Origin of the sequence: Micromonospora sp. CPCC 205546, assembly GCF_036902715.1 — a bacterium.
GTDB lineage: Bacteria > Actinomycetota > Actinomycetes > Mycobacteriales > Micromonosporaceae > Micromonospora.
In genome coordinates this window covers 101806-127454 of the sequence record NZ_JBAKHL010000006.1, presented here as the reverse complement: position 1 = coordinate 127454, position 25649 = coordinate 101806, and the positions used below count along the sequence as shown (strand labels likewise).

General features: G+C 73.1%; 23 protein-coding genes, 1 tRNA gene and 1 pseudogene. 13 read left to right on the top strand and 12 right to left on the bottom strand.

Features of this window, described 5'->3' with window-relative positions:
* Window positions 1-65 precede the first annotated feature (65 nt).
* Complete coding sequence (locus tag V6U77_RS05480) at window positions 66-1172, top strand: DUF1501 domain-containing protein (protein ID WP_334605060.1); 1107 nt, start codon at window positions 66-68, stop codon at window positions 1170-1172.
* A gap of 113 nt (window positions 1173-1285) precedes the next feature.
* Here the strand turns inward: V6U77_RS05480 and V6U77_RS05475 are convergent, their stop codons facing one another.
* Together V6U77_RS05475 and rfbA are read right to left on the bottom strand one after the other, a co-directional pair.
* Complete coding sequence (locus V6U77_RS05475) at window positions 1286-1909, bottom strand: dTDP-4-dehydrorhamnose 3,5-epimerase family protein (RefSeq protein ID WP_334605059.1); 624 nt, start codon at window positions 1907-1909, stop codon at window positions 1286-1288.
* The gene (rfbA, locus tag V6U77_RS05470) at window positions 1906-2793 is read right to left on the bottom strand and encodes a glucose-1-phosphate thymidylyltransferase RfbA (protein ID WP_334605058.1); all 888 of its coding nucleotides are present in this window, start codon (window positions 2791-2793) and stop codon (window positions 1906-1908) included. Before rfbA ends, V6U77_RS05475 begins: the two co-directional genes overlap by 4 nt.
* 87 nt (window positions 2794-2880) lie before the next feature.
* Between rfbA and rfbB the strand changes: the two genes are divergently transcribed.
* Both rfbB and rfbD read left to right on the top strand, forming a co-directional pair.
* Complete coding sequence (gene rfbB, locus V6U77_RS05465; RefSeq protein ID WP_334605057.1) at window positions 2881-3894, top strand: dTDP-glucose 4,6-dehydratase; 1014 nt, start codon at window positions 2881-2883, stop codon at window positions 3892-3894.
* On the top strand, window positions 3891-4754 hold the full coding sequence (rfbD, locus tag V6U77_RS05460) for a dTDP-4-dehydrorhamnose reductase (RefSeq protein ID WP_334605056.1): 864 nt from the start codon (window positions 3891-3893) through the stop codon (window positions 4752-4754). Before rfbB ends, rfbD begins: the two co-directional genes overlap by 4 nt.
* An 88-nt stretch (window positions 4755-4842) precedes the next feature.
* On the opposite strand, the gene V6U77_RS05455 is transcribed toward rfbD, so the two are convergent.
* Together V6U77_RS05455 and V6U77_RS05450 are read right to left on the bottom strand one after the other, a co-directional pair.
* A complete protein-coding gene (locus V6U77_RS05455) occupies window positions 4843-6393 on the bottom strand; it encodes a sugar transferase (RefSeq protein WP_334605055.1) in 1551 nt (516 codons plus the stop codon).
* A 110-nt stretch (window positions 6394-6503) separates the two neighbouring features.
* Complete coding sequence (locus V6U77_RS05450; RefSeq protein WP_334605054.1) at window positions 6504-7553, bottom strand: LCP family protein; 1050 nt, start codon at window positions 7551-7553, stop codon at window positions 6504-6506.
* Window positions 7554-7718: 165 nt separating this feature from the next.
* Between V6U77_RS05450 and V6U77_RS05445 the strand changes: the two genes are divergently transcribed.
* The 3 genes from V6U77_RS05445 (at window position 7719) to V6U77_RS05435 (ending at window position 9787) form a co-directional block, all read left to right on the top strand.
* Complete coding sequence (locus tag V6U77_RS05445; protein ID WP_334605053.1) at window positions 7719-8552, top strand: class I SAM-dependent methyltransferase; 834 nt, start codon at window positions 7719-7721, stop codon at window positions 8550-8552.
* Between the two features lie 127 nt (window positions 8553-8679).
* Window positions 8680-9507 carry an MOSC domain-containing protein gene (locus V6U77_RS05440; protein WP_334605052.1) on the top strand — a complete coding sequence of 276 codons (828 nt, stop codon included), beginning with the start codon at window positions 8680-8682 and terminating at the stop codon, window positions 9505-9507.
* A 40-nt stretch (window positions 9508-9547) separates the two neighbouring features.
* Entirely contained in the window at window positions 9548-9787 is a 240-nt protein-coding gene (locus V6U77_RS05435; protein ID WP_334605051.1) for a hypothetical protein, read from the top strand.
* A 23-nt stretch (window positions 9788-9810) separates the two neighbouring features.
* On the opposite strand, the gene V6U77_RS05430 is transcribed toward V6U77_RS05435, so the two are convergent.
* A tRNA-Leu gene (locus V6U77_RS05430) sits at window positions 9811-9893 on the bottom strand.
* 135 nt (window positions 9894-10028) lie between these two features.
* On the bottom strand, window positions 10029-10505 hold the full coding sequence (gene bcp / locus V6U77_RS05425) for a thioredoxin-dependent thiol peroxidase (RefSeq protein WP_101414399.1): 477 nt from the start codon (window positions 10503-10505) through the stop codon (window positions 10029-10031).
* A gap of 198 nt (window positions 10506-10703) precedes the next feature.
* Here bcp and V6U77_RS05420 point away from each other — a divergent pair.
* From V6U77_RS05420 to V6U77_RS05410, 3 genes and pseudogenes are all read left to right on the top strand, one after another.
* Window positions 10704-11171, top strand: a pseudogene (locus V6U77_RS05420) (UPF0104 family protein); the annotation flags it as partial.
* Between the two features lie 11 nt (window positions 11172-11182).
* Window positions 11183-11839, top strand: a complete 657-nt coding sequence (locus V6U77_RS05415) for a GTP cyclohydrolase II (RefSeq protein ID WP_334605050.1) — start codon at window positions 11183-11185, stop codon at window positions 11837-11839.
* The gene (locus tag V6U77_RS05410) at window positions 11832-12524 is read left to right on the top strand and encodes a RibD family protein (RefSeq protein WP_334605049.1); all 693 of its coding nucleotides are present in this window, start codon (window positions 11832-11834) and stop codon (window positions 12522-12524) included. The genes V6U77_RS05415 and V6U77_RS05410 overlap by 8 nt, the downstream gene beginning before the upstream one ends.
* On the opposite strand, the gene V6U77_RS05405 is transcribed toward V6U77_RS05410, so the two are convergent.
* On the bottom strand, window positions 12491-13630 hold the full coding sequence (locus tag V6U77_RS05405; RefSeq protein WP_334605048.1) for an FUSC family protein: 1140 nt from the start codon (window positions 13628-13630) through the stop codon (window positions 12491-12493). The genes V6U77_RS05410 and V6U77_RS05405 overlap by 34 nt on opposite strands.
* 338 nt (window positions 13631-13968) lie before the next feature.
* Here V6U77_RS05405 and V6U77_RS05400 point away from each other — a divergent pair, with 338 nt between their 5' ends.
* Window positions 13969-18498: a HAMP domain-containing protein gene (locus tag V6U77_RS05400; RefSeq protein ID WP_442934379.1), complete on the top strand. Its 4530-nt coding sequence runs from the start codon at window positions 13969-13971 to the stop codon at window positions 18496-18498.
* Window position 18499: 1 nt separating this feature from the next.
* On the opposite strand, the gene V6U77_RS05395 is transcribed toward V6U77_RS05400, so the two are convergent.
* From V6U77_RS05395 to V6U77_RS05380, 4 genes are all read right to left on the bottom strand, one after another.
* On the bottom strand, window positions 18500-19066 hold the full coding sequence (locus V6U77_RS05395) for a GNAT family N-acetyltransferase (RefSeq protein WP_334605046.1): 567 nt from the start codon (window positions 19064-19066) through the stop codon (window positions 18500-18502).
* Window positions 19067-19166: 100 nt separating this feature from the next.
* Window positions 19167-19991, bottom strand: coding sequence for an ABC transporter ATP-binding protein (locus tag V6U77_RS05390; protein WP_334605045.1), 825 nt, complete (start codon window positions 19989-19991; stop codon window positions 19167-19169).
* 44 nt (window positions 19992-20035) lie between these two features.
* On the bottom strand, window positions 20036-21064 hold the full coding sequence (locus V6U77_RS05385) for a FecCD family ABC transporter permease (RefSeq protein ID WP_334605044.1): 1029 nt from the start codon (window positions 21062-21064) through the stop codon (window positions 20036-20038).
* Window positions 21061-22158 carry a FecCD family ABC transporter permease gene (locus V6U77_RS05380; RefSeq protein ID WP_442934378.1) on the bottom strand — a complete coding sequence of 366 codons (1098 nt, stop codon included), beginning with the start codon at window positions 22156-22158 and terminating at the stop codon, window positions 21061-21063. The genes V6U77_RS05385 and V6U77_RS05380 overlap by 4 nt, the downstream gene beginning before the upstream one ends.
* A gap of 71 nt (window positions 22159-22229) precedes the next feature.
* On the opposite strand from V6U77_RS05380, the gene V6U77_RS05375 reads away from it, so the two are divergent.
* On the top strand, window positions 22230-23267 hold the full coding sequence (locus tag V6U77_RS05375; RefSeq protein ID WP_334605043.1) for an ABC transporter substrate-binding protein: 1038 nt from the start codon (window positions 22230-22232) through the stop codon (window positions 23265-23267).
* Window positions 23264-24109, top strand: coding sequence for a siderophore-interacting protein (locus V6U77_RS05370; RefSeq protein WP_334605042.1), 846 nt, complete (start codon window positions 23264-23266; stop codon window positions 24107-24109). The genes V6U77_RS05375 and V6U77_RS05370 overlap by 4 nt, the downstream gene beginning before the upstream one ends.
* A 72-nt stretch (window positions 24110-24181) precedes the next feature.
* Here V6U77_RS05370 and V6U77_RS05365 read toward each other — a convergent pair whose 3' ends face one another.
* Window positions 24182-24667: a GNAT family N-acetyltransferase gene (locus tag V6U77_RS05365; protein ID WP_334605041.1), complete on the bottom strand. Its 486-nt coding sequence runs from the start codon at window positions 24665-24667 to the stop codon at window positions 24182-24184.
* A gap of 7 nt (window positions 24668-24674) precedes the next feature.
* Here V6U77_RS05365 and V6U77_RS05360 point away from each other — a divergent pair, with 7 nt between their 5' ends.
* Window positions 24675-25643, top strand: a complete 969-nt coding sequence (locus V6U77_RS05360; protein ID WP_334605040.1) for an alpha/beta fold hydrolase — start codon at window positions 24675-24677, stop codon at window positions 25641-25643.
* Window positions 25644-25649: the final 6 nt, after the last annotated feature.

Below are 25649 nucleotides of genomic sequence, written 5' to 3'. Positions count from 1 at the left end.
TGGCGGAACTCCTGCGGACCGCGAGCGACGCGTCTGCCAGCGAGGATCACCGGAAGGCACGCAAGTTGGTCATCGTCACGCTGTACGGCGGCAACGACGGGCTCAACACGGTCGTGCCCTACGCGGACCCGGCCTACCACGCGGCCCGACCCGAACTGGCCTACGAGCCTGACCGGGTGCTTCGGATCGACGACTCGCTCGGGCTGAACCCGGTGATGAAGGGCCTGAGTCGACTGTGGAGCGCGCAGCGCCTGGCCGTCGTCCTCGGGGCCGGCTACCCCAGACCGGACCGTAGTCACTTCCGGTCCATGGACATCTGGCAGACCGCCTCACCGAGTGATCCGGCCACCTCCGGCTGGATCGGTCGATGGCTGGACGGCATCAAGGCCACGCCAGAGGCCGCGGTGAGCTTCGAACCCATGCTCCCGCCCCTGCTCGTGGGAGAGACCCGTACCGGTGCCTGCGTGAGCATCGGTGGGCTGAAGCTGCCGGCCGGAGTCACCACCGACATGATCGGGGTGCTCGGGCGGCGGGAGCCGAACGAGTCCGGGATGCAGGCACGGGCCGCGGACGCCTACGCGAATCTCATCAAGATCGACCAGCTCATCCGGGATGCCGAAGCGGTGGACGCCCGGGCGGACGTCCCCGCCGAACCGGACATCGCGGCGACGGGCACGGGCGGGGCGAACCTCCTCTCCGAACAGCTCTCCCGGGTGGCTCACTGCGTCGAAGCCGGGGTCCCCACCCGCGTGTATTCGGTGAGCCTGGGTGGGTTCGACACGCACGCGGCGGAGCGGCCCGGCCACGAGCTGCTGTTGCGCCAGCTCGACCAGGCGTTGACCAGCTTCGCGGGCAGGCTGGCGCAGACCGAGGCCGGCCAACGGGTGTCCGTGGTCGTGTACAGCGAGTTCGGTCGGCGGGTCCGTGCCAACGCCTCCGACGGCACCGACCACGGAACGGCCGGACCCGTCTTCGTTCTGGGTCCTCAGGTCGCGGGCGGACTCTACGGGGAGCAGCCGAGCCTGACCGACCTGGACGACGGCGACCTCAAGGCGACGACGGACTTTCGGGACGTCTTCGGCACGCTGCTGGCCTCGGTGTTGGACGCGGACCCGGCACGCTATCTCGGCGGCTACGAGCCGAAGATGCTGCCGTTGCTCCCGCGCGACTGAGCCCTGGTCCCCGGCGGGCGCCCGGCGACGATCACCGGTGCCGCCGCGGTCGCCACCCGCACACCGGCCCGCCCACCCGCCAGGGACGCCGGTCCCCGTCAGGGCGGAAGCGGCTAGATTCCGCCGCGGGCGGGGTCAGCTCCCAGCCGCTGGCTGTCGGTGAACGCGCGGCAGGTCTGGTAGTCCGGCAGCAGTCCCGATTCCCGCGCCTCGGCCAGGCTCGGCGCGGCTGCGTCCCGGGCCGACAGCTGCGGTGACTCCGCCGGCCAGTCGATCGCCAGTTCGGGGTCGAGGGGGTGGACGCTGTGCTCGGCCGTGGGGTTGTACGTGGTGGAGCAGAGGTAGCTCAGGGTCGCGTCGTCGGTGAGGGCGCAGAAGCCGTGGCCCAGCCCCTCGCCGATGTAGACGGCGCGCCGGTCGACGTCGTCGAGGCGGATCGCCTCCCACTGCGCGAAGGTCGGCGAGCCCACGCGGATGTCCACGACCACGTCGATCACGGCACCGCGCACGCAGGTCACGTACTTGGCCTGGCCGGGTGGCACGTCGGCGAAGTGGATGCCGCGGACCACGCTGCGCGCGGAGACCGACAGGTTGCCCTGGGCGAGTCGGAGTGGATGCCCGACCGCGGCAGCGAGCTGGTCGAAGCGGTACCACTCCATGAACAGCCCGCGCGGGTCGCCGTGTTGCCGCGGGTTGATCTCCCAAGCCCCGTCGATGGTCAGCGGTCGCATCTTCACCGGTGGGCGTCCCCGGGATGGCGTTCGGCGAGCAGGCCGAGCAGGTAGTCGCCGTAGCCGCTCTTGCTCAGGGACTGGGCGAGCGTGCGGAGTTGGTGGTCGTCGATCAGCCCGGCCCGCCAGGCGACCTCCTCGACGCATCCGATCTTCAGGCCCTGGCGTTCCTCGATGACCCGCACGAACTCGGCGGCCTGCATCATCGAGGTGAAGGTGCCGGTGTCGAGCCAGGCGGTGCCCCGGTCCAGCACCGTCACCGACAGCTCGCCCCATTCGCGGTAGGTCTCGTTGACCGCCGTGATCTCCAGTTCGCCACGGGCGCTGGGGGTCAGCTTGCCGGCGATGTCCACCACGCGGTTGTCGTAGAAGTAGAGGCCGGGCACGGCGTAGCGGGACCTGGGGCGGGCGGGTTTCTCCTCGATCGACAGCACGCGCCCGGCCGGGTCGAAGTCGACCACCCCGTACTCTCCGGGGTTGGCCACCGGGTAGGCGAAGATCCGTCCACCGACCAGGTCGCCGTGGCCGGGGAGCTGCCGGCCCAGGCCGACGCCGTGGAAGATGTTGTCGCCGAGGATGAGGGCCACCGACTCGTCGCCGATGAAGTCCGCGCCCAGAACGAACGCCTGCGCGATGCCCTCCGGGCGGGCCTGCGTGCGGTACTCCAACCGCAGGCCCCACTGGCTGCCGTCACCGAGCAGCCGCTGGAACTGGGACTGGTCCTCCGGCGTCGTGATGATCAGGATCTCTCGCACCTCTGCCATGATCAGAGTGGAGAGCGGGTAGTAGACCATGGGCTTGTCGAACACCGGCATGAGCTGCTTCGACACGGCACGGGTGATCGGCCACAACCGGGACCCGGTGCCACCGGCGAGAAGGATTCCGCGCACCGGGGGAGACTACCCGCACCGGCGGGCACCTGAGAACCGGCTTCGCTGCCCCGGTTGTCCTGGGGTTTCGCGTACACTCTCCGACCCGTGAGGATGCTCGTCACCGGCGGTGCCGGCTTCATCGGGTCGGAGTACGTTCGGATGCTGCTGGGCGTGCCCGGCGGTGCCGCCGCGAGGGTGCCGGCCGTCGAACCCTCGGCGGTGACCGTGCTCGACGCGCTGACGTATTCGGGCAACCTCGCCAACCTCGCACCGGTTGCCGAGGACCCCCGGCTGCGGTTCGTGCACCGGGACATCCGCGACGCCGCCGCGGTCGACGAGGTCGTCCCCGGCCACGACGTGATCGTGCACTTCGCCGCGGAATCCCATGTCGACCGGTCGATCGACGGCGCCGCCGCGTTCGTCACCACGAACGTGCTGGGCACCCAGAACCTCCTCGACGCCGCGCTGCGGCACGGCACCTCCCGGTTCGTGCACGTCTCCACCGACGAGGTGTACGGGTCCATCGCGGAGGGCTCCTGGACCGAGGACTGGCCGCTGGCGCCGAACTCGCCGTACTCGGCCTCCAAGGCCGGCTCCGATCTGCTGGCGCTGGCCTACCACCGCACCCACGGCATGGACGTGGTGGTCACCCGCTGCTCGAACAACTACGGGCCGTACCAGTTCCCCGAGAAGGTCGTCCCGCTGTTCGTCACCAACCTGCTCGACGGCGGCACCGTGCCGCTCTACGGCGACGGCGGCAACATCCGGGACTGGCTGCACGTGCACGACCACTGCCGGGGCATCGCACTGGTCCAGGAGAAGGGCCGAGCCGGCGAGGTCTACCACATCGGCGGCGGTACCGAACTCACCAACGTCGAACTCACCCGCCGGCTGATCGAGGCCTGCGGCGCCAGCTGGGAACAGGTCGTTCCCGTCGCCGACCGCAAGGGCCACGACCGCCGCTACTCCCTGGACATCAGCAAGATCAGCACGGAGCTCGGGTACGCCCCGAGCGTCGACCTGGACTGCGGCCTGGCGCAGACCGTGCAGTGGTACCGGGACAACCGGGCCTGGTGGGAGCCGCTGAAGGCGGGCACCAGGCCGCGGGTCGCCCCGTGAGCCGGCTGCTGGTCACCGGCGCCGGCGGCATGCTGGGCAGGGACCTGGTCGCCGTCCTGCGCTCCCGCGGTGACCTCTCCGTCAGGGCGACCACGCGCGCCGAGCTCGACATCACCGACCCGCAGGCGGTACGAGCCGCCGTCGCCGGACACGACATGGTGATCAACACCGCCGGGTGGACCGACGTGGACGGGGCCGAGGCGCAGGAGGAAGCCGCCACCGCCGTCAACGGCCACGCCGTCGCCCACCTCGCCGAGGCCTGTGCCGCAACCGGCGCGCGGATGATCCACCTGTCCACCGACTACGTCTTCTCCGGCGACGCCACCGCACCGTACGCGGAGGATGCCACCACGTCCCCGGTCAACGCGTACGGGCGCAGCAAGCTCACCGGGGAACTCGCCGTCACCCGGCTGCTCCCCGACGCCGGTTTCGTCGTGCGCACCGCCTGGCTCTACGGCGCACACGGACCGAACTTCGTCGCCACCATGCTCCGGCTGGCCGAGCAGCGCGAGCACCTCGACGTCGTCGATGACCAGCGGGGGCAGCCGACCTGGTCGTACGCGCTGGCCGAGCAGCTCGTCGCGTTGGCCGACGCGGCGCTCGCCGGTCGCGCGGCCCCGGGCGTCTACCACGGCACCGCGTCGGGCCAGACCACCTGGTACGGCCTCGCCCGCGCGGTGTTCACGCTCCGCGGCCTCGACGCCGACCGCGTCCGGCCCACCACCAGCGACCGCTACCGGCGCCCGGCTCCCCGTCCCGCGTACAGCGTTCTGGCCCACGACCGCTGGGCCGCAGCGGGCCTGCGGCCCCTGGCGGACTGGCGCTCGGCCCTCACCCAGGCGCTGGACACCCTCCACTAGGGGGTCGCGGCCGAGGCGGCGACGCCGGGCGCGTCCTCCCTGCACCTGTCCATGCTGTGGCCACGCCGTCCGGCGGCGGCCGTGCCTGTCAACGACCCCCAGCGCGGAACACCTCCGCGACCGTCCGGATGAGCACCTTCGCGTCGAGCCACAGCGACCAGTTCTCGATGTAGTAGTTGTCGAAGCGCGCCCGGTCGGAGATCGGCGTGTCGCCGCGCAGGCCACTGACCTGTGCCAGCCCGGTGAGCCCCACCGCGACCCGGTGGCGCATGGCGTAGTTGGGGTACTCGGCGGAGAACTTCTCGACGAAGTACGGCCGCTCGGGGCGCGGCCCGACCACGCTCATGTCGCCCCGCAGGATGTTCCAGAGCTGCGGCAGCTCGTCGAGCGACGTGCGGCGCATGAAGCGGCCGATCGGTCCGACCCGCCGGTCGTGCGCGATCGACCAGTTCGTCTGCGACTCGTGCTCGTCGACGGGACGCATCGAGCGGAACTTGATGATGTGGAACGGCTTGCCGTGACGGCCGATCCGTTCCTGGTAGAAGAAGATGCCCGGGCCGCCGTCGAGGAGCGTCGCGAGGGCACAGAGCAGGAGGACGGGGCTCAGCAGGAGCAACGCGGTGGCGGCGAAGAGGATGTCCGACGCACGCTTGAGCGCCCAGCGTGGGCCGGACAGGGTGATGTCGCCGACCTTGACGATCGGGATCGCGCCGATGTGGTCGCCGTACGAGCGGGAGCCCCAGAGCCGGGGCACGGCCCACAGGTCGCAGCTCGCGCTCCTCGGCTGGCGGAGGACCTCCATCAGGGTCAGCTCCGGGCAGCTCGGGTCCGCGATGACGAGCACGTCGCACTCGACCATCCGGACGAGCGGTTCCAGCTGGTCCAGGGTGCCGAGCAGGGGGAGCCCCGCCGACGCCTGCGGAGGCGTGGAGTCGACGCAGCCGACGAAGCGCAGCCCGTACTGCGGATAGCGGCGCAGCAGCCGGGCGAGTTCCACGGCGATCGGCCCGCTGCCGATGATGATGGCGTTGTGCTCCACCCACCGACGCTTGCGCGCGATGATGGCGAACTCCCGCGAGAAGACACGACCGACGAGGACCAGCCCGGCCGCGATGATCACCCCGCGGGCGAACCCGCCCACGTACTCCGCGGAGTCGTGACGCAGCGCCGCGACGATGATGATCACGGCCGCGGACGCGAGCAGCCGCCCGCAGAGGCTCGGCAGCTCGTCGAGGATGCTCACGTGGCGACGGGCCCGGTAGAGCCCGCCCGCCGCGAAGATGGCGACCGTCAGGCCGGCCATGGCCAGCGTCCCGCGCCAGTACTGGAGGGTGATCAGCAGGGGCGTCAGCAGGGCGGCCACGTCGACGGGCGCCGTCATCATCCAGGCCCGCAGCCCCCGGGTGCGCGTGGAGGCACGGGAGCTCGCGTACGGCAGCACCGCCGTCACGTCGAGGCCGGGGCGGGGCGGCGCGTCGCCCGTCTGGCCGCCTGCCGGCGGCGTGGAGGTGGGCGGCGGCCCGGTGGCGCCGCCTCCGGCGTCGGCCCCGCCGCGCGCCTCCGCCCCCGTGCCCTGCGCCGCCATGTCGTCGCGCTGCGGTGCGGTGGCGTGGTGGCCCATCGCCTGTTGCCTGGACATGTCGGTCCTTCCCCCGTTGACCGCCTCGGCGGCTCGTGGCAGCTTCGAGGCGAACGAAGGATACGACCGGTCCGCGCATGTCACCAGAGCCGGGACGGCAGTACGACCTCCTACTTTCCGGCGCTGACGATCTCCGATACCGCGTCGCGTCGCACCGCGTCGTAGAAGGACCGGGCCTTGTCGGTGTTCGCGAACACGACGCTCTCGCTGCCCACCCGACCGGTGCCCTTCGTCGGGCTGGTGATGAAGCGCAGGTTGTCGCCGCGCAGTCCACGCAGGTCACTCGCCATGCTCAACAGGGACATCCTCTCGTCCACCGACACCGCGTTCGACGTCGCCTTGACGAAGGAGTTCAGCTTTCCCGGGTTCGTGACGATGCCCCCGGACACGGCGCGGTCCAGGATGGCCTTGATGACCTGCTGCTGGTGCCGGATGCGGGCGAAGTCCCCGTCCGGGAACTGCTGGCGCTGGCGTGAGTAGTCGAGCGCCGTCTCACCGTCCATCCGCTGCACCCCCTGCCGGAAGGTGCGGAATGGAGGGTGGATCGAGGTGAAGGACTTCTCCGCGTCGATGTCGATGCCACCCAGGGCGTCGATGATCTCCTTGAAGCCGGCGAAGTCGACCATCATGACGTGGTCGACCCGCACGCTGGTGAACTTCTCGACGGTCTGCACCATCAACGGCACGCCACCCCACGCGTACGCGGCGTTGATCTTCGCGTCCCGGCCGCCCTGGCTGCCGTCCTTCGACCGCGGCACGGAGACCCAGGTGTCGCGGGGGATCGAGATCAGCTGGGCGCTCGACCGGTCCTTCGGCAGGTGGGCCAGGATGATCGTGTCCGTGCGGGAACCCGACGTGCTCTCCGGGTCGCGGGTGTCGCTGCCCAGGATCAGGATGTTCATCGCGCCCTTGGCCACCGTCTGCGGACGGCCCTGCTCGGGAACGTCCGCGAAGGCGTCGACGCGTTCGATGTCCGACTCCACGGAACGCAGGTAGAGCCCGCCGGCGATCATGCCGCCGCCGCCGAGCAGCGCCACCACCAGCAGGCTGATGAGGACGACGCGCCGCCACCGGCGACGAGGCCCGGCGTGCTTCCCCGGCTGACGCCCGGTGCGGCCGGCGACCGGATCCGGCTCGACGAACTGTTGTGGAACTGGCATGGCGGCGATGCTACTTATCCGCGGGGGTGTGCGCGTACCCTCATCCGGCTGGTGACGGCCCCCATCCGTGTCGACCCGTCCCATCCCGTCGCACACCGTCCACCTCGCCCGGGCCAACGCAGCTTTCCCCTACACCTGTCCGCCTCCGCCTGGTAGAACCCTTGCGTGGACGCAACGAAGCTCCGACGGGCCATCGCTCGCACCCGCCTCGCCCCCGTGGCGGCCTTCCCCAAGCGCCTGGCCCGCGTCGTCCGCCACGACGCCAAGGTGCTGCGCACCTCGGCCCGCTGGCTGGTCACCTCGCGGGAACACCACAACTACACGTACGAGCTGACCAAGCTGAGCCGGCACCACCTCGCCTGGTTCGTCAGCGTCGTCTGCGACGTGCCCGTCAAGCAGGTCCGCGCGTACTTCGCCGAGATCGAGTCGGACGACGCGCTGCGCGGGCACATCGAGTCCGCCACCGCCACCGCCGCCCGCCGGGGCCTCGCCGACCGGCAGGTCCGCTACGCCCGCCGGATCGGCTGGTACGCCATCGTGCGCGCCACGAAGCCGTCGCACGTGGTCGAGACCGGCGTCGACAAGGGGCTCGGCAGCTGCGTGCTCGCCGCCGCGCTGCTGCGCAACGCCGCCGACGGGCACCCCGGTCGGGTCACCTCGCTGGACATCAATCCCGAGGCCGGCTACCTCGCCCGGACGGCGCCCTGGTCCGAGGTGGTCGACCTGGTCATCGGCGACTCCATCGCCTCCATCGCCGCGCTGGACCGGCCGGTCGACCTCTTCCTGCACGACAGCGACCACAGCCGGGCCCACGAGAAGCGCGAGTTCGAGGCGGTCGAGGGCAAGCTGGCTCCGGGGGCGGTCCTGCTCACCGACAACGTCACCGCCACCAACGTCCTCGCCGAGCACGCCGAGCGCACCGGCCGGCGGTTCCTCGCCTACCGGGAGACCCCTGCCAACCACTGGTACCCGGGCGACGGCATCGGCGTGGCCTGGTGAGACCGCGGGAGTGAGCGTCGGCCTCTCGCCGTGAGCGGGGCGTCCCGCCGCGACCACGCCCGCGCGGCAAGCCTTCCGGCGCGCGCTCGGGGCAACGGTCGCCCGAGTGCCGTGGCAGGGTGGGCGCATGCGGTTGAGCGCCATCCACACGTACCCCGTCAAGGGTTGTCACCGGCTCGACCACGACGCCGCGGGCGTCGAGGCGTGGGGTCTGGCCGGCGACCGGCGCTGGATGATCGTCGACGCCGACGGCGTCGGCGTCACCCAGCGGGAGACCACCCGCCTGGTCGCGCTGCACGCCACGCCCCGCGACGGCGGCCTGCTGCTGCGCGGCGAGGGCCACGCCGACCTGGAGGTGCCGGAGCCGGCCGGCGGCGTGCCGGTCGCGGTGCGGACCTTCCGCAACCGGAAGCTGCCGGTGCCCGCGCTGCCCGCCGGGCCGGCGGCCGACGCCTGGGTCAGCGCGTTCCTGGGCCGTGCCGTCCGGTTGGTCTGGCTCGCGCGGCCGAGCCGGCACATCCCGCCGGGGGACCGGGAGCACGACACCGGCGACCAGGTCAGCTTCGCCGACGCCTACCCGCTGCTGCTGGCCTCCGCCGCCTCGCTCGACGCGCTCAACGGCTGGCTCGGCGAGGCCGGCGAGGAGCCCGTGCCGATGGCGCGGTTCCGCCCCAACCTGGTGGTGGAGGGCACGCCGGCCTGGGCGGAGGACGACTGGGTCGGGCGCCCGCTGCGCATCGGCGCCGTCCGCTTCCGCGCCGCCGGGCCGTGCGACCGCTGCGTGGTCACGACCACCGACCAGGAGACGGGCGTACGCGGGAAGGAACCGCTGCGCACCCTCGCCCGGCACCGCAACGTCGGCCGGAAGCTCCTCTTCGGACTGCACCTGGTGCCCGAGGAGCCGGGCAGGATCGCGGTGGGCGATCCGCTCATGCCGCCCTCGATGCAGAGCTGAGTGGCCCACCGCGGATCGCGCCCCTTGGACGGGGCAGCGGGTGGAGTGGCGGATCGCGACGGCTGCCGAGCGGCTCGCGCGTGCGCTGTCCGTCGGCGCCCGCGGGGCCCTGGCGGAGACGCAGGAAGAGCAGCCGCCGAACGAGGCGCTCGTGGAGGGCCGAGGCGGAACGGATCAGCCAGCGGGTGCCGGCGGGGCGGTGAGGCCCAGCCACATGAGGATCTCGTCGCCTCACCCGGTGATCCTGACCGCGCGCGACCGCGCCGACCCGCGATCGTGACCCGCGCGACAGGCGGTGCTCGGTGCGGGAGGGGGGATTCGAACCCCCACGTCCTTTCGGACAATAGGACCTAAACCTACCGCGGCTGCCGTTACGCCACTCCCGCCGACCCGCTGAGTCTAGAGCGTCGCGCCGCATCGGTGGTGGGCCCGGCCACGGGGCGACCCTCCGGTGCCCGGCCGGCGGCGCGACCGGGCCCCGAGGCCCGCGAAACAACGGGTGAACGGCGTGCGCCGGCGTCTCAGTCCAGCCCGAGGTCCCGGCGCAGCTTGGCGACGTGACCGGTGGCCTTGACGTTGTAGAGCGCGCGCTCGATCTTGCCGTCCGCGTCGATCACGAAGGTCGAGCGGATCACACCGGTCACCGTCCTGCCGTACGACTGCTTCTCGCCGTACGCGCCGTAGGCGGTCAGCACGGACCTGTCGGTGTCGGCGACCAGCGGGAAGGTGATGGCGTCGCGCTCGCGGAACTTCGCCAGCTTCTCCGGCTTGTCGGGGGAGATCCCGACGACCTCGTAGCCGGCGGCCTGGAGCGAGGCGAGCGAGTCGCGGAAGTCGCAGGCCTGCTTGGTGCAACCGGGCGTCATGGCCGCCGGGTAGGCGTACAGGACGACCTTGCGGCCGCGCAGGTCGGCCAGCGAGAGCGTCTCGCCGGTGTCGGTGGGGAGGCTGAACTCCGGGGCGGGGTCACCGGGGGAGAGGCGGTCGGGCGCGGTCATGACCCGACCCTACCGCCGCCCCGCCCCCGCCCGCCGGTGCGTCGATCATGCACTCATGGCGCCCGATCGGACCCGTTCTGCTCTGGTTCGTCACCCACCACAACTCCATGATCGACCCGCGAAGGAGGGGGTGGGGTGGGGACGGGGGGGTGGGCAGGGGGTGGGGGGTGGGAGGTGGCGTGGAGACGGAGGGGGCCGGCGGCGGTGGCGGCGGCCGGGCTGGGCGTCGTCCTGCTGGCCCGCGCGCTGCCCACCGTCGGGCCGTCGCGGTGGGCCCGCGCGGCACGCGCGGCGGCGGCCGACGTCCGCGGCGGGTTGCTCGGCCGCCGCGCCTGGCTGGGCGTGCTCGTGGCCTCCGCCGTCGCCGTCGCCGGCCACCTGGCCACGTTCGTGCTGGCCGCGCGCACCGCCGGCTCCACCGCGCCGCTGACCCTGCTGGTGCCGCTGACGCTGCTGGCGCTGCTGGCCATGGGGGTGCCGGCGAACGTCGCCGGCTTCGGCCCCCGCGAGGGCGTGGCGGCGTGGGCGTTCGGCGCGGCCGGCCTGGGCGCCGCCGAGGGCGTCGCCACCGCCACGGTGTACGGGGCCCTGGTGCTCGCCGCGAGCCTGCCCGGCGCCGCCGTCCTGCTGGTCCGCCGTGCCCGCGTGCCCGCCGGCACCGTCTGACGAGGAGCCCGATGTCCGAAGCCCCGCCCGCCGCCACCATCCGTACGCAGGTCACGGTGCCGCTGCGGTTCCCCGACGGATACCACGCTACCGCCCGGGTGTTCTCCTTCCACGGTCTCGTCGACGGCCGGGAGCACCTCGCGTTCGGCCTCGGCCACCGGGCCGGGTCCGCCACCGGGGGCGCGGCACACCCGTCGTCGCCGCTGGTCCGCCCGCACAGCGAGTGCCTGACCGGGGACGTGTTCGGCAGCCGGCGCTGCGACTGCGGCCCCCAGTTGCGGGAGGCGGTCGAGCGCATCGCCACCGTCGGCGGCTACCTGCTCTACCTGCGGCAGGAGGGACGCGGAATCGGCCTGTACGCCAAGCTCGACGCGTACGCGTTGCAGGACGCCGGGCTGGACACCTACGAGGCGAACCTGGCGCTGGGCCACCGCGGCGACGAGCGGGACTACACGGTGGCCGCCCAGATGCTCGCCGCCCTGGGCGTGGAGCGGATCGCCCTGCTGAGCAACAACCCGGACAAGGCCGCGCAGCTCGGTCGGCTCGGGGTGACGATCACCTCACGCGTACCCACCGGGGTGTACCTGTCCGCCGCGAACGCCGGCTACCTGGCGGCCAAGGCCGGGCGTGGCGGGCACGCCCTCGACCTTCCCCTCGTCCGTGAATGAGCGCCCGTACGTCCTGCTCAGCTGCGCCACGTCGATCGACGGCTACCTCGACGACGCCAGCGGGCAGCGGCTGCTGCTGTCCAACGAGGCCGATCTGGACCGGGTCGACGAGGTCCGGGCGGGCTGCGACGCGATCCTGGTGGGCGCGGGCACGGTCCGCAGCGACGACCCGCGGCTGCTGGTCCGCTCCGCGCGGCGCCGCGCCGCGCGTGTCGCGCGCGGCCTGCCCGCCTCGCCGACCCGGGTGACGGTGACCGGCTGCGGTGACCTGGACCCGGCGGCCCGCCTCTTCACCACCGGCGACACCGACCGGATCGTCTACTGTGCCACCGCGGCCGTGGCGAAGACGGGGGAGCGGCTGGCCGGCCGGGCCACCGTGGTCGACGCGGGCGAGCCGGTGGACCCGGCGTGGTTGCTGGCGGACCTCGCCGCCCGGGGCGTGCGCCGGCTGATGGTGGAGGGCGGGGCGAGCGTGCTCGGGCAGTTCCTCACCGCCGGCCTCGCCGACGAGCTGCAGCTGGTGGTGGCCCCGTTCTTCGTCGGCGACCGGCGGGCGCCCCGGTTCGTCGGCGACGGGCGGTTCCCCTGGCACCCCGGCCGCCGGGCCCGGGTGGCGGAGACCCGCCAGATCGGCGACGTCGTGCTGGTCCGCTATGCGCTCTCGGAGCGCTGCGACGAGGCCTGAGCGGGCACCACCCCGAGCGCCTCGTCCACCCGCTCCAGCACGGCGACGTCGTCGTGGCCCACCCCCCGCAGCAGGTCGATGGCGGTCGCCCGGATCTGACCGACGATCATCATGACGGGCAGCGCCGGGTCGGACCCGACCAGCCGGCCGGCGACCCGTACCGCCGTCATGGCCGCCTCGTCGGCCCGTGCCGCGTGCCGGTCGGCGCCCTCGCCGGTCAGGTCGGTCGCGACCGCCTCGCCCGCCGCGCGTACGGCGGCGGCCAGGGCGGGGATCGCGTCGCCGAGTTCCGGCGGCGTCCGAGTGCGCAGCCGGGTCAGGGTCACCCCGGCGCGGGCCAGTACCCGCACGTTGCGCACGGCGTAGTCCAACTGCCGGGTGGTCGCCTCCACCTCCCGCACCTGCCCGACGTGCCGTCGCCGACGCACCCGGAAGCGCAGCGTCTCCCCGGTGGCCCGTACCGCGGTGCGCAGCCGGTCCACGCACTCGTCCAGCCGCCGGGCCCGCTCCAGCACCGCCCGGGCGGCGGTCTCGTCGCACCGGGCGAGCGCGTCGTCGAGCTCGTCGAGCAGTTCGGCGAGGTCGGCGAAGCTCTGCCGGGCCTGCACGACCAGCGGGGCGAGCGGGTCACGGACCACCAGGAGCTGGCTCGCCGCCAGCGCGACCGCGCCGCCGATCAGCGCGTCGACGAACCGGAACGGCATCAGCGTGCCGCTGGGCGCGGCGACCGCCACCAGGTACATGGCGGAGACCGCCGCCTGCACCACGAGGGTGGTGCTCGCGCCGATCGCCACCATCAGCCCGATGGTCAGCAGCAGGACCAGGAAGACGGTGCCGGTGCCCGGGCCGAGCGCGTACACCAGCAGTTCGGCGACGAGCACGCCGGCCGCGACACCGAGCAGGATCTCCACCGTCTGCCGGACCCGTCGTCCCCGCGCCTCGCCCAGCACGACCAGCGCGGCCGTGGGCGCGAAGAACGGGTCCGGGTGGCCGATCACCCGCGCGGCGAGCATCCAGGCGACGGTCGCGGCGAGGGCCAACTCGACCACGGTCATGCCGTCGCCGCGGATCCGTGCGCGCGCGTCCCGCCACCACTGCCGTAGCACCAGTTCCCCTTTCCGGTGGGCCGGTCCACACCGGAGCCCCCGCCGAGCCGGCGTCGGTGCCGCCCCGGCGGGCCTCCCGCTGTCGGGGGCCAGGCTCGACGATCGCCTCTACCCCCGCCGGGACCCCGGTAACCGTGCTGGTCAATCGCGATGTGGCGGGCCCGTCGGGCCGCCGCCGTCGCGCGCCGGCCGCCAGCGTTCGCGCGCCGCCCGGGCTGTGCATACTTGCCCGGTCGATGTTGTGCCGGCGGGCGGGCCCCCGGCTGCTGCGCGAGGTGGTTGTGGTGGTCGAGAAGACGGGGACGCGGCGTGAGCGCGCGGCCGGTGGCGCCGCGGCGATGGCCGACCCGGGCCTGCGGCAGCTGCTGGCGGGCCTGACGGCGGTACGCGACGGAGACTTCGGCACCCGGCTGCCGGAGGACGCCGACGGCCTGCTCGGGGAGATCGCCACCGTCTTCAACGGCATGGTGGACCAGCTGTCGCTGTTCACCTCCGAGGTGACCCGGGTGGCCCGGGAGGTGGGCACCGAGGGACAGCTCGGCGGCCAGGCCGAGGTGCCCGGGGTGTCGGGCACCTGGAAGGACCTCACCGACTCGGTCAACGCCATGGCGGGCAACCTGACCGACCAGGTACGCGACATCGCCGAGGTGGCCACGGCGGTGGCCCGGGGCGACCTGTCGCAGAAGATCACGGTGGACGTGCGCGGCGAGATCCTGGAGTTGAAGATCACCATCAACACGATGGTGGACCAGTTGTCGTCGTTCGCCGACGAGGTGACCCGGGTGGCCCGCGAGGTCGGCAGCGAGGGTCGCCTCGGCGGCCAGGCCGAGGTGCCCGGGGTGGCCGGCACCTGGCGCGACCTCACCGACTCGGTGAACTTCATGGCCGGCAACCTGACCAGCCAGGTACGCAACATCGCCCAGGTCACCACGGCCGTGGCCCGGGGCGACCTGTCGCAGAAGATCACCGTCGACGCCCGGGGCGAGATCCTGGAGCTCAAGAGCACCATCAACACGATGGTGGACCAGTTGTCGTCGTTCGCCGACGAGGTGACCCGGGTCGCCCGCGAGGTCGGCACCGACGGGCGGCTCGGCGGCCAGGCCCAGGTCAGCGGCGTGGCCGGCACCTGGCGCGACCTCACCGACTCGGTGAACTCGATGGCGGTCAACCTCACCGACCAGGTGCGCAGCATCGCGCAGGTGGCCACGGCGGTGGCCCGGGGCGACCTGTCGCAGAAGATCACGGTCACCGCGCACGGGGAGATCCTGGAGCTGAAGAACACCATCAACACGATGGTGGACCAGTTGTCGTCGTTCGCCGACGAGGTGACCCGGGTCGCCCGCGAGGTCGGCACCGAGGGCCGCCTCGGCGGCCAGGCGGACGTCAAGGGCGTCTCCGGCACCTGGAAGGACCTCACCGAGTCGGTCAACGTCATGGCGGACAACCTCACCGCCCAGGTGCGCAGCATCGCCGAGGTGACCACCGCCGTGGCCAAGGGCGACCTGACCCAGAAGATCCGCGTCGACGCGCGCGGCGAGATCCTGGCGCTGAAGGAGACCATCAACACGATGGTCGACCAGCTCTCCGCGTTCGCCGACGAGGTGACGCGGGTGGCCCGCGAGGTGGGCACCGAGGGGCGCCTGGGCGGCCAGGCCCGCGTGTCCAACGTCGGCGGCACCTGGAAGGACCTCACCGACAACGTCAACGAGATGGCCAACAACCTCACCAACCAGGTGCGCTCGATCGCGCTGGTCGCCACCGCCGTCGCGCAGGGCGACCTGAGTCGGCAGATCACCGTGGAGGCCAAGGGCGAGGTGGCCGTGCTCGCCCAGACCATCAACACGATGGTCGGCACGCTCGGCGCGTTCGCCGACGAGGTGACGCGGGTGGCCCGCGAGGTGGGCACCGAGGGGCGCCTCGGCGGCCAGGCGCGGGTGCCGAACGTGGCCGGCACCTGGAAGGACCTCACCGACAACGTCAACTCGATGGCGAACAACCTCACCGGTCAGGTGCGCAACATCGCCCAGGTCACCACCGCCGTGGCCCAGGGCGACCTCACCAGGAAGATCGACGTCGACGCGCGCGGCGAGATCCTGGAGCTGAAGACCACCATCAACACGATGGTGGACCAGCTGTCGTCGTTCGCGGCCGAGGTGACGCGGGTGGCCCGGGAGGTCGGCAGCGAGGGCCGCCTCGGCGGGCAGGCCGAGGTCGAGGGCGTCTCCGGCACCTGGAAGCGGCTCACGGAGAACGTCAACGAGCTGGCCGGCAACCTCACCCGCCAGGTGCGGGCCATCGCCGAGGTGACCAGTGCCGTGGCCACGGGCGACCTGACCCGCTCCATCACGGTGGACGCCCCCGGCGAGGTCGGCGAGCTGAAGGACAACATCAACTCGATGGTGGAGTCGCTGCGCGAGACCACCCGGACCAACCAGGAACAGGACTGGCTCAAGACCAACCTGGCCCGCATCGCCGGCCTCATGCAGGGCCACCGCGACCTGGACGTGGTCGCCGGGCTGGTCATGAACGAGCTGGCCCCGCTGGTCTCCGCGCAGCTCGGCACGTTCCTGCTGGTCGACGACGGCCCCGGTGGGACCGGCCTGCGGGTGGTCGGCGGGTACGGCCACGACACCTGCGGGCGCCGGTACGCCCTCGGCGACTCCCTCGTCGGGCAGGCCGCGCTGAGCAAGCGGGCCATCGTGGTGGACGCCGTGCCGGCCGACTACGTCACCGTCTCCTCCAGCCTCGGCGCTGCCGCCCCGCTGCACCTGGTGGTGCTGCCGATCCTCTTCGAGGACCAGGTGCTCGGTGTCATCGAGCTGGCCAGCATGAGCCGCTTCACCGAGGTGCAGCGCGACTTCCTCGACCAGCTGACCGAGACCATCGGCGTCAACGTCAACACCATCGTCGCCAACGCCCGTACCGACGTCCTGCTCACCGAGTCGCAGCGCCTCGCCGCGGAGTTGCAGGCCCGTTCGGAGGAGTTGCAGGCCCGCTCCGAGGAACTCCAGCGCTCCAACGCCGAACTGGAGGACAAGGCGGCCCTGCTGGCCCGGCAGAACCACGACATCGAGACGAAGAACTCCGAGATCGAGCAGGCCCGCCAGGAACTGGAGGCCCGCGCTCAGCAGCTCGCGCTCGCCTCCAAGTACAAGTCGGAGTTCCTCGCCAACATGAGCCACGAGTTGCGTACGCCGCTGAACTCGCTGCTCATCCTTGCCCAGCTGCTCGCGCAGAACCCGAACCGCAACCTGACCGCCAAGCAGGTGGAGTACGCCACGGTCATCCACTCGGCCGGCACCGACCTGCTCCAGCTCATCAACGACATCCTCGACCTGTCCAAGGTGGAGGCCGGCAGGATGGACATCAACCCGGAGACCTTCGAGCTGGCGGCGCTGCGCGACTACGTCGACGCCACCTTCCGGCCGCTGACCACCCCCCGGGGCCTCGAGCTGGAGATCAGCACCGGGCCGGACGTGCCCGCCCAGCTGCACACCGACGAGCAGCGGCTGCGGCAGGTGCTGCGCAACCTGGTCTCCAACGCGGTCAAGTTCACCGAGAAGGGGCGGGTGCGGCTGCACATCGAGCGGGCCGCGCCGGGCGAGCTGCCCGAGGGGCTCGCCCGCACGGAGACCGTCCTCGCGTTCCGGGTCATCGACACCGGCATCGGCATCGCCGCGCAGCACCTGACCGCCATCTTCGACGCCTTCCAGCAGGCCGACGGCACGACCAGCCGGCGGTACGGGGGCACGGGCCTCGGGCTGTCCATCAGCCGGGAGATCGCCCACCTGCTCGGCGGCCGGATCCAGGCGCACAGCGTGCTCGGCCGGGGCAGCACGTTCACCCTCTACCTGCCCGTCGGGCCCGTGCCCGCCGGGACCGGAGCCGCAGCGTCCACGGACGACCGTCCCGACGCGGCCGTCGTCGACCGCCCGGCCGGCACGCCCACCGCGCCCGGTCGCGCCGGCGCACTGCCCTGGACGCCGCCTGCCGCCCTGCCGCCGGCCGTGGCCCTCCAGCCCGGCGAGGTCCGCCGGATGCTGGTGCTGGAGCGCCACGACAAGGGGCTGCTGACGCTGCTCGCCCAGGGCGTCGCGGCGGACCTGGGCGACGCGCACCCGCCGGTGGAGATCTCCACCGCGGTGGACGCCGCCTCGGCGCTCGAGGCGCTCGCCGCCGGGGGGCACCACCTCATGCTGCTCCAGCTGGACCTGCCCGACGACGGCGGTACCTCCCTGCTGAAGGCCCTGCACGGCGACCCGGCGCTGCGCGGCGTGCCCGTGCTGGCGTACCACGGTCACCAGCTGCCGCCCGGCGCGCAGTCCCTGCTGCAGGCGCTGGCCCACGAGCGGCCGCTGGAGATCCTGCGCAGCCTGGACGACCTGCGTGAGCGCATCGCCCTGCACCTCACGGCGGTGACCCCGGAGCGGGTGCTGCCGTTCGCCCCGGTGCTGCCCGACGTCCGACCCGTCGCCGACGCCCTGCCCGGCGAGCTGGCCGGGCGCAAGGTGCTGGTGGTGGACGACGACGCGCGCAACGTCTTCGCGCTGACCAACATCCTGGAGCTGCACGGCCTCGACGTGGTCTACGCGGAGAACGGCCGGCAGGGCATCGAGACGCTGATGCGCCACGACGACATCGACCTCGTGCTGATGGACGTGATGATGCCGGAGATGGACGGCTACGCCGCGACGGCGGCGATCCGGGCCATGCCCCGCTACGCGGACCTGCCAATCATCGCGGTGACCGCGAAGGCGATGCACGGCGACCGGGAGAAGAGCATCTCCTCCGGCGCCAGCGACTACGTCACGAAGCCGGTCGACGCCGCCGACCTGCTGCAGTGCATCCACCGCTGGCTGCACGGCTGACTCAGGACCGGCCGGCCTCGAACGTCTCCCGGTCGAGGAAGAGCAGCCGGGCCCGCTTGCCGTTCAGGTCGACCAGCGGCCCGGCGACGAAGCCGGTGCGCAGGAGCCGGTCCACCGCCTTGTCGTTGCGCGCGTCCGGCTCCATCACGACGCGCCGGTGTCGCGGGTCGGCGAAGACGAAGCCGAGGAACACGCGCAGCAGGGTGCCCGTGAAGCCCCGCTCGAGGGTGTCGGGCGGGCCGATCAGCAGGTGGGCCCCGTGGTCGCCGGGCTGGACCGGGTAGCACTCGCCGACCGGGTCGGCGGCGGGCTCGTAGGTCTGGAACAGGGCGACCGGTGTGCCGTCGCGGTGCGTCAGCCAGGCGTGGTGGGTGGGCAGCGAGTCGAGGTAGCGGTAGATCTCCTCGACCCGCTCCCGGCCGGCGTCGCGCATGCCCCAGAACCGGGCGCGTTCCTGGCTGACCCAGGAGTGGATCAGATCGATGTCGGTGTCGGGATCGACGGGTCGGATCGTCACCCGGCCGAAGCCGTTGACGTCCTGGCGGTAGGTGCTGGCGAGATCACGCATCGTGTGCCACCGTACGATGATTGGCGTCGATGCGCGAGCATGTCGGCCCCCGGCGCGGCGGCGACCGGGCGGCGGCCCCGGCCGGCCTCGCGCGCGCCGGTCACGCGCCGGCGGCGGCCACCATCGGGGCGCTCGTGGCCCGACGGCGGGCGGCGGGCACCACCAGGGGCGTGCCCGACTCCGGATCGTCGATCACACGGCAGGGCAGGCCGAAGACCTCCTGGACCAGCTCGGCGGTGACCACCTCGCGGGGGGCGCCGGCGGCGACCACCCGTCCCTCGCGCATCGCGATGAGGTGCGTCGCGTAGCGGGCGGCGTGGTTGAGGTCGTGCAGCACCGCCACCAGCGTGCGGCCCTGCTCCTCGTGCAGCCGGGCGCAGAGGTCGAGGACCTCGATCTGGTGGGCGATGTCGAGGTAGGTGGTCGGCTCGTCGAGCAGCAGCAGGGGGGTCTGCTGGGCCAGCGCCATGGCGATCCACACCCGCTGCCGCTGCCCGCCCGAGAGCTCGTCGACGGGCCGTTCGGCCAGGTCGGCGACCCCGGTGGCGGCCATCGACTGGGCGACCACCCGCTCGTCCTCGCGCGACCACTGCCGCAGCAGCCCCTGGTGCGGGTAGCGGCCGCGGGCGACGAGTTCGGCGACCCCGATGCCGTCCGGCGCGACGGACGTCTGCGGCAGCAGCCCGAGGGTGCGCGCGACGCCCCGGGCCGGCAGCCGGTGGATGTCCTCGCCGTCGAGCAGCACCGCCCCGGCGGTCGGCTTCAGCAGCCGGGACAGGGCCCGCAGCAGGGTCGACTTGCCGCAGGCGTTGGGGCCGATGATGACCGTGAAGGAGTGGTCGGGCACGGCGACGGTCAGGTCCTGGGCGATGGTCCGCCGCTCGTAGGCGAGGGTCATCGCGGTGCCGCTCAGCCGGGACTGCATGCTCGGTGCTCCGTTCTCGTCGTGATGGGGCCGATCCTGCCCGGTCACAGCCGGCCGGCCCGGCGCTCGGTGGCCAGCAGCCAGACCAGGTAGGCGCCGCCGAGCACGCCGGTCACCACGCCGACCGGCAGCTGGTGCCCGGGGAACGCGCGCAGCGCGAGCTGGTCGGCGCCGACCAGGAGGAGCGCGCCGACGGCCGCCGAGGGCAGCAGGTTCGGCCCCGGCGCCCGGGTCATCCGCCGCGCGAGGTGCGGCGCGGTGAGGGCCACGAAGTTGACCGGCCCGGCGGCGGCCGCCGCGAGGGCGACCAGCAGCACCGCCGCCGCGAGCACGACCAGGCGCAGCCGCTCCACGCGTACGCCGAGGGCGGCGGCGGTGTCGTCGCCCATCTCGACCAGCCGCATCGCCGGCCCGTGGCCGGCCAGCACGAGGGGCACCAGCACCGCCAGCGCGATCAGCAGCGGCAGCGCGTTCGACCAGCCGCGCCCGTCGAGGCTGCCGGTGAGCCAGAGCACGGCGCGGGCGGCGTCCATCAGCGGGGCCCGGGTGAGCAGCCAGCCGTTGACCCCGGTGAGGATCGCCATGGTGCCGATGCCGACCAGGATCAGGCGGTAGCCGTGCACCCCGCGCCGCCAGGACAGCGCGTAGACCAGCGCGCCGGTCACCAGCCCGCCGACCACCGCCGACGAGGCCAGCGCCAGGCTGCTGCCGCCGAGGACCACCACGACCAGCGCCCCGGTCGCCGCGCCCTGGGTGAAGCCGAGCATGTCGGGGCTGCCCAGCGGGTTGCGTACCAGCGACTGGAAGATGGCGCCGGAGAACGCCAGCGCGGCGCCCACGCAGAGCGCGGTGACCACGCGGGGCAGCCGCAGTTCGGTGACGATGAACTCCTCGGCCGGGGTGCCCCGGCCGGTGAGGGCGCGCAGCACGTCGGCGGGGCTCATGGGGTAGTCGCCGCTGCCGATGGCGAGCACGCTGAGCGCCAGGGCCAGCAGGAGGCAGGTGACGCCGACGGCGATGGCGCGGGGACGCAGCCGCAGCGACAGTCCGTCGCGGACGCGGAGTGTGATCACGGGTGGGCCACCCGTCCGCGCAGCACCAGCCAGAGGAAGAGCGGCCCGCCCGCCACGGCGGTCAGGAGCCCGACCTGGAGCTCGCCCGGGCGGGTCAGCACCCGCCCCAGCACGTCGGCGCCGAGCAGCAGCACCGGTGCCAGCACCGCGCAGTACGGCAGCAGCCAGCGCAGGTCCGGCCCGGTGAGCGCGCGCACCAGGTGCGGCACCAGCAGCCCGACGAAGACGATCGGCCCGCAGGCGGCGGTGGCGGCGCCGCAGAGCAGCGTGATCGCGACGATGACGGCGCCCCGGATCAGGGCGGGCCGGGCACCGAGCGCGCGCGCCGCGTCGTCGCCGAGCGCCAGGGCGTTGAGGGGGCGGGCGACGGCCAGGGCGACCAGCAGGCCCACCGCCATGAACGGCGCGACCGTGCGGACGGTCGACGGCTCGGCGCTGGCCAGCGAGCCGACCGTCCAGAACCGCAGCCGCTCCAGCGACGCCGTGTCCATCAGCATCACCGCGCTGACGTACGAGTAGAGGGTGGCGTTGAGCGCCGCGCCGGCCAGGGCCAGCCGGGCGGGGGTGGCCCCGCGCCCGCCACCGACCGCGTACACGGCGGCGGTCACGGCCGCCGCGCCGAGCAGCGCGAACCACACCTGCCCGCCGACGCCGCCGATGCCGAACAGCAGCGCCCCGGTGGCCACCGCCGCCGCGGCGCCGGCGTTGATGCCGAGCAGGCCGGGGTCGGCGAGCGGGTTGCGGGTCAGCGCCTGCATCACCGCGCCGGCGACGCCGAGCGCCGACCCGGCGAGCAGGCCGAGCAGCGTACGCGGCAGCCGCATGCGGTGCACGACTGCGTACTCCGAGGCGCCGGGGTCCAGCAGGCCCGACCACACGTCGGTGAGGGGGAGCTGTTTGGCGCCCACGGCGATGCTGAGCACCGCGACGGCCGCGAGCAGCAGCACCGACGCCGCGAGCCCGGCGGCCCGCAGCGCGGCGCGTCCGGGTCGGCGTACGGCCGGTGGTGCCGGCGGGGCCCCGACTCGGGGAGAGAGGGTGGCGGACAGTGTGGGCTCCCGATGTGGTGCGGATTTCCGAACGGGACTTGACAGCCGTTTAGGTTAGGTTAACCTAACCCCGCTGTCCATGGTCATTCGCCCGACCCTGATCGAAAGACACCACCATGCCGCATCCCGTGTCCGCCCGCCGCCTCTCCCGCCGGGGCCTGCTCGCCGCCGGTGGCGCCGCCACCCTGGCGGCCCTGCTCGCCGGCTGCGGTGGCGACGAGGACTCCGCCACCCCCGCCGCCAAGGGCTCCGACGGGCCGTGGTCGTTCACGGACGACCGTAACGAGAAGGTGAGCGTCCCCGCCCGCCCGACCCGGGTGGTCGCCTTCACGGGGGTCGCCGCCGCGCTGGTGGACTTCGGGCTCGACAAGCAGATCGTCGGGGTGTTCGGCGAGACGAAGCGCGCGGACGGCAGCAAGGACCCGCAGGCCGGCGACCTGAACGTGGAGTCCGTGGAGATCCTCGGCAACGTCTGGGGCGAGTTCAACCTGGAGAAGTACGCGGCCCTGCGGCCCGAATTGCTCGTCACCCACATGTACGACCCGGGCGCCTTCTGGTACGTGCCGGACGAGAGCAAGGGCAAGATCCTCCCGCTCGCTCCCGCCGTCACCGTCACCACCGCCCGGGTGCCGATGACCAAGCCGATCGAGCGGTACGCGCAGCTCGCCGAGGCCCTCGGCGCCGACCTGTCCGCGAAGAAGGTCACCGACGCCAAGGCCCGCTTCGAGGCCGCCGCCGAGTCGGTGCGCCAGGCGGTCAAGGCGAACCCGGGGATCAAGGTGATGGCCTGCTCCGGTAGCCCCGACCTGTTCTACGCCTCCAACCCCAAGGTCAGCACCGACCTGATGTACTTCGCCGAGCTGGGCGTCGACATCGTCGTCCCGACCAAGCTCGAGGCCGGCGACTACTTCGAGGCCCTGAGCTGGGAGAACGCGGGCAAGTTCCCCGCCGACCTGCTCCTGCTCGACAACCGCAACACCGCCCTGCAGCCCAAGGACCTGGCCGCCAAGCCCACCTGGCAGCAGCTCCCCGCGGTCAAGGCCAACCAGGTCACCGCGTGGGACGCGGTGCCCCGCTTCTCGTACGCTGGCGCGGCGCCGCTGCTGGAGAACCTGGCCACCGCCATCAAGGGCGCGAAGAAGGTCACCTCGTGACCACCGCCGTCGCGGTCCAGTACCGCCTCTTCGCCGCGCAGGTCGTCGGCGCCCGCCGCGTCGGCGCGTCCCTGGTCCGGGTCACCTTCGGCGGGCCGGAGCTGGCCGACTTCGCCGGCGGGGGCCGGGACCAGAGCGTCTCGCTGTTCCTGCCGCACCCCGGTCAGCCCGAGCCGGTGCTCCCCGCCGGGGCGGGGGAGGACTGGTTCGGCGCCTACCGGGCCATGGACCCCGACGTGCGCGCGGTGATGCGGTCCTACACCATCCGCGAGCAGCGCCCCGAGCTGGCCGAGGTGGACATCGACTTCGTCAGCCACGGCGACACCGGCCCCGCCTCCCGCTGGGCCCGGCACGCCCTGCCCGGCGACCGGGTCGTGCTGCTCGGCCCGGCCGTGCACGACAACCGCAGCGTCTGCTTCCGCCCGCCGGTCGGCACCGACTCCGTCCTGCTGGTGGCCGACGAGACCGGGCTGCCGGCCGCCGCCGGTATCCTGGCGTGGCTGCCGCCCGGCACCCCGGTGCGGGCCTGGATCGAGGTCCCCGACGCGGCCGACATCCAGGAGTTGCCCACCGAGGCGCGGGCCGAGGTGCGCTGGATCGTGCGGGGGGCCACCGCCCCCGGCAGCACCCTGCTGGCGGACGCGGTGCGCGCCGCCCGGCTGCCGGCCGGCAGCCCGTACGCCTGGATCGCCGGCGAGTCGTCGATGGTGCGCTCGGTGCGCCGCCACCTCGTCGGCGAGCGCGGCCTGGACCGCCGCCACGTCACCTTCTCCGGCTACTGGCGCCGGGGCGCCTCCGAGGAGGACCTGCGCGCCGAGGCCACCGCCAAGGCCGCCGCCTGACCGACGCCCCGCCGCGCGCCGGATCCCACCTGCCGAGGGAGGGCTCCGGCGCGCGGCGGCACGTCGTGCCGGTCAGAGCTCCCGGTACAGGACGTGCAGGCCCACCCGACCGAGGGTGGGATGACGGAACGCGCCGGGCACCGTGCCCACCACGGCGAACCCCTCCCGCCGGTACAGCTCCACGGCGGTGGCGTTGCTCGCCACCACCGCGTTGAACTGCATCCCCGCGTACCCCCGCTCGCGGGCCCAGTCGAGCGCGTGCCGGCACAGCGCGGTGCCCACGCCCCGCCCGCGCGCCGCGCGGGCCACCATGAAGCTCGCGGTGGCGACGTGCGATCCCGGCCCGGGGCGGTTGGTGCCCATCTTCGCCGTGCCGAGTACCGCGTCGCCGTCGACCGCGACCACCGTCCGGCCGGGCGCGGCCTCCACCCACAAGTCGTACGCCTGCTCGGCGGTCAGCCCCGGGTCGTAGGGGAAGGTCTCCTGCGCCCGAACCACTTCGTGGACTATCGGCCACACCTGGGCCCAGTCCGGCTCCTGGAACTCGCGGACGTGCATCCGGCGCATGCTAGGGGCGCCACGGGCACGGCGGCAAAGCGTTTACGCGCGGATCGCGGCTCCTTGTTTCATTGACCTACGACCGTTGCCCGGCCAGATCAGGACGCCCACGGTGGAGGCACCGGCCGCCGGTTGTCGACCGTGGAACCACACGAGCGGCGTGCGGGCACGGCCGTCGTTGGTAGCGTTCGCGGACATGGAGTCGCGAACGATCCACGTAGGAGCGACGGCGTTGCACGTGGGGGTGACGGGCCACGGCCCTGACGTCGTCGTCCTGACCGGTGGTCCCGGTTGTGTGCAGTATCTGGAGCGGGACGACATCGCGCCGCGTGACCACCGCGCCTGGTACCCCGAGCCGCGCGGCGTCGGTCGGTCGGGCGGCGGCCCCCACACCATGGAAGAAGCGATCACCGATCTTGAGTGCATCCGTGCGGCGGTCGGTGTCACCAGCTGGATCGTGGTGGGCCATTCGTGGGGTAGTGATCTCGCCGTGCGCTACGCGGTCGAGCATCCGGAGGCCGTGGCCGCGGTGGTCGGCATCGCCGGTAGGGGCCCCCAGCGTGACCGCACGTGGTCCGAGGCGTACCAGGCCGGTAAGGCCACGGAGCCCGTGGTCGACATCGACTGGGTGCCCGAGGTGCACGCCGCTCTCAGCGATTCGTTCACCGATTGGATCCATCGCCCCCAGCTGTGGAGCGGGCTGGCCGCCTGCGGCGTACCGATGCATCTCATCGCCGCCGGCGACGACATCCGCCCGTCGTGGCCCCTGGCGCAGATCGCCGCGCTCGTGCCGCGTGGGCGGTTCTCCACCGTGCCTCACGTGCCGCACGACTTCTGGTTCACCCACCCCGAGGTGTGGACCCGGACCGTCACGAACGCCTGCGCCGCTTCGACGGCGCGGGAGAGCGCAGCCTCGCACCTCTTTGCGGACCGGCGGGGCTCGTCGCCGCCGGGGCTGTCGTCGGCCGGCGGCTGACAGGCT